This window comes from Bifidobacterium sp. POST2/T3 (B1) (assembly GCF_058197115.1).
The window spans coordinates 1-2949 of sequence record NZ_JBVPQK010000326.1 but is presented as its reverse complement, the minus strand read 5'-3'; the positions used below and the strand labels follow the sequence as shown (position 1 = coordinate 2949).

Sequence of the window (2949 nt, the reverse complement as noted above, 5' to 3'; positions counted from 1 at the left end):
GGCTGGTTCGGTTTCAATGCCGGTTCCGCCTTCGCCGCCAACGGCACGGCTGGATATGCCTGGGTTTCCACGACCATAGCCGCCAGCGGCGCCACCCTGGGCTGGCTCTTTACTGAACGGGTCCGCACCGGGCATTACACCGCCATGGGTGCAGCATCCGGCATGGTCGCCGGCCTGGTGGCCATCACTCCAGCGGCCGACGTGGTTTCCCCGCTCTGGGCCATGGTCATCGGCCTCTTGGCTGGTTTCGTCTGCTGCCTGGCCTGCGGGCTCAAGTTCCGTTTCGCCTACGACGACTCCCTTGATGTGGTGGGCATCCACGGCGTGGGTGGTTTATTGGGCACACTGCTGATAGGCTTCTTCGGTACGGGTACGGGCTTCCTGGCCGGCGGCAATTTCCGGCAGCTGCTGGTTCAGTTCCTGGTGGCGTTGATTGCGATCATCTACGCAGCTGCAGTAACCGGTGTGATCGCCTTTGCGCTGGAGAAGACCATTGGTTGGCGAGTCAGCAAGGATCAGGAGGTCATCGGCGTCGATCAGAGCGATCAGGGTGAGAGCGCCTATGACTTCGGGTCCATTCTGAACTGATCAGAAAGGAAGGCAGCATGAAACTCATTACCGCCATCGTTCAGCCCGGGCGGCTGGATCAGATTAAGCAGGCCCTGACCGAGGTCGGCGTGCACGGCATGACCGTCTCGTCAGCCCAGGGCTATGGTCGGCAGGGCGGCCATAAGGAGGTCTACCGGGGCAGCACTGTCAAGGTGGATCTGGTTCCCAAGGTGCGCCTGGAGGTGCTGACCGAGGATCGCCGGGTCGACGAGCTGGTCAACGCCATCGTCCAAGCTGCCGCCACCAACACCGTGGGCGACGGCAAGGTCTGGGTGCAGACCCTGGACTCGGTGGTCAGGGTCCGTACCGGGGAGACCGGCGTCGACGCCATCTGAGGCAGCCGCATGCTGCCGTCTGTATGGTCGTCTTCCTACTGACCAGTTTCGCAGGATCCCGTAGCTGTGGCCAATTTCATGGTCGAGCGGTCGGGGTCCTGCTTTTTCTATGGCTCTTCAGGCTTGGCTGGCCTGTCCAATGGTCCCCATCCAGACATCCGTGCGCGTTCTCAAGCCATTGCAGATGGCCCTGACGCCAATGAAGAGGACATTGAGGGCGGCCCAGAGCATGGCTATCCGCCAGGTGGGCGTCCAGTTCATGGCCAGAGCCGTCATACCCAGCAGGCCGATCAGGTAGATTACAGCCGTGAGGGAGCAGGTGGCCGCCAGGTAGCGATAGTCCCCGGCCCCGATCAGGATCCCGTCCAGGGCCCACATCCATCCGGCGACGGGCATGAAGACTCCCTGGACGATCATGCCCACGGTGATCAGCGACCTGATGGCTGGCGTGGGGCTGAACAGGGGGGCGGCGAAGAGGCCCAAGGCGATCATGACCAGTCCGACCAGCACTCCCATGGCCATGCCGGCCCTGGCTGACAGGTCGGTCATGACCCGTGCCCGCGACCGCTGTCCGGCGCCCAGTTCGGTGGCTACCAGTGACTGACCGGCGATGCCCACGGCATCCAGCATGTTCAGTCCGAAGTTCCAGGCCGAGTTGACCCCTTGGTAGGCTGCCAATACCTGCTCGCCCAGGTGGGCTGCAGCCACCACGGTCATGAACAGGCAGATCCGCAGGGCCAGGGTTCGCAGGAAGAGCGGGAAACCGTCGCCCATGCTGGCCGCCATGCCTGAGAGTCGGGGCCGCAGCTGGGCGCCTTCCTGACGGGCCCAGACCAGGGCGGGGATGGTCAAAAAGAGCCCCATGGCCCACTCGGCAATCAGCGTGGCCAGGCCTGAGCCCAGAATGTCCATGTGCAGGCCGAAGACCAGAAGGACCTCCAAGGCGGTGTTAAGAATGGCGCCTGACACGGCGGCCACCAAGGTGATCTTTACCTTTTGCAGTCCCCGGAAGATGCCGTTGGCCGCATACACCATAAGCATGGCCGGAAGGCCGAAGACCAGGGCATTCAAATAGGTCTGCGCAGCTTGCAGAACTGGCCCGCGGGCTCCCATCAGGCTGCAGATGGGCCGACTTAAAACCAGGAGCAGGGCGCAGACGACCAGGCCGATGACGAAGGCCAGCCACATGCCGTCTACGCCGGCCTGCATGCCCTCCCGTCGGCGGCCGGCGCCCATGAGCCGGGCCACCTGGGAGGTGGTCCCGTAGGCCAGAAAGATGCACAGGCCCACGGTGGTCAGCACCACAGTGGATCCGATGGAGAGCCCGGCCAGAGCCGAGTCGCTGATGTGGCCCACGATGGCGGTGTCGATCATGACGAAGAGCGGGGAGGCGATCAGCTGGCCGAAGGTGGGTATGGCCAGTCCGGCAATGGTCCGGTAGGTCGCCCGCCGTTCTTCCGGCGTGATTGATCCGGTCTTGGTTTCGGGGATGTTCCTGTGGCTGCGCATGGACGCCATGCTAATGCTCTGGACTGAGGACACAACCCCTGAAAGCCAGTCCGTGGACGTCCTGTCGTGGATGCCGTATCACCAAACAGCCCTGAGTGCAAGCTGGATTGATGATGTGGAAGACTGTCCCCAAGTTTTGCACAGAGTTGTACCCATGAGGTGGATAAGTTGCGCACATGTCCTCTAGGACACGCCTTGAATGTGGATAACTTATTTTTCTGTACACATACAGGGCGACCCGTGCCCGTCCAGTACGGTCAGCGCGTCCCGGTGAATGCCTTGAGTGAAATCCGTCTCTTGGGGCTGCCAAGGACGGTCCTCTTCGTAGAATCGTGGCTATGGCTTCCGATGACTACACCGACTACACCCATCCCGAACAGCGTCCCACCGATCGTGCCCAGACCGGCCGTGACATGCTCTTCGACCGGGTGCCCCCGCATGACGACGATGCGGAGATGGCCGTGCTGGGCGGCATGCTCATGAGCAAGGATGCCAT

The 2949-nt window shown here is 62.6% G+C and carries 3 protein-coding genes and 1 pseudogene; 3 read left to right on the top strand and 1 reads right to left on the bottom strand.

Translation table 11 applies throughout. The annotated features are described in order from the left end of the window. Positions 1 to 588, top strand: a 588-nt coding sequence (locus AC0AP0_RS11130) for an ammonium transporter (RefSeq protein WP_490430510.1), incomplete at its 5' end; no start/stop codon positions are given. Between the two features lie 17 nt (positions 589 to 605). Further along, positions 606 to 944: a P-II family nitrogen regulator gene (locus tag AC0AP0_RS11125; RefSeq protein ID WP_101432992.1), complete on the top strand. Its 339-nt coding sequence runs from the start codon at positions 606 to 608 to the stop codon at positions 942 to 944. A 117-nt stretch (positions 945 to 1061) separates the two neighbouring features. On the opposite strand, the gene AC0AP0_RS11120 is transcribed toward AC0AP0_RS11125, so the two are convergent. Beyond that, a complete protein-coding gene (locus tag AC0AP0_RS11120) occupies positions 1062 to 2453 on the bottom strand; it encodes an MATE family efflux transporter (protein WP_490430511.1) in 1392 nt (463 codons plus the stop codon). Positions 2454 to 2791: 338 nt separating this feature from the next. Between AC0AP0_RS11120 and AC0AP0_RS11115 the strand changes: the two are divergent. After that, positions 2792 to 2949, top strand: a pseudogene (locus AC0AP0_RS11115) (replicative DNA helicase); the annotation flags it as partial.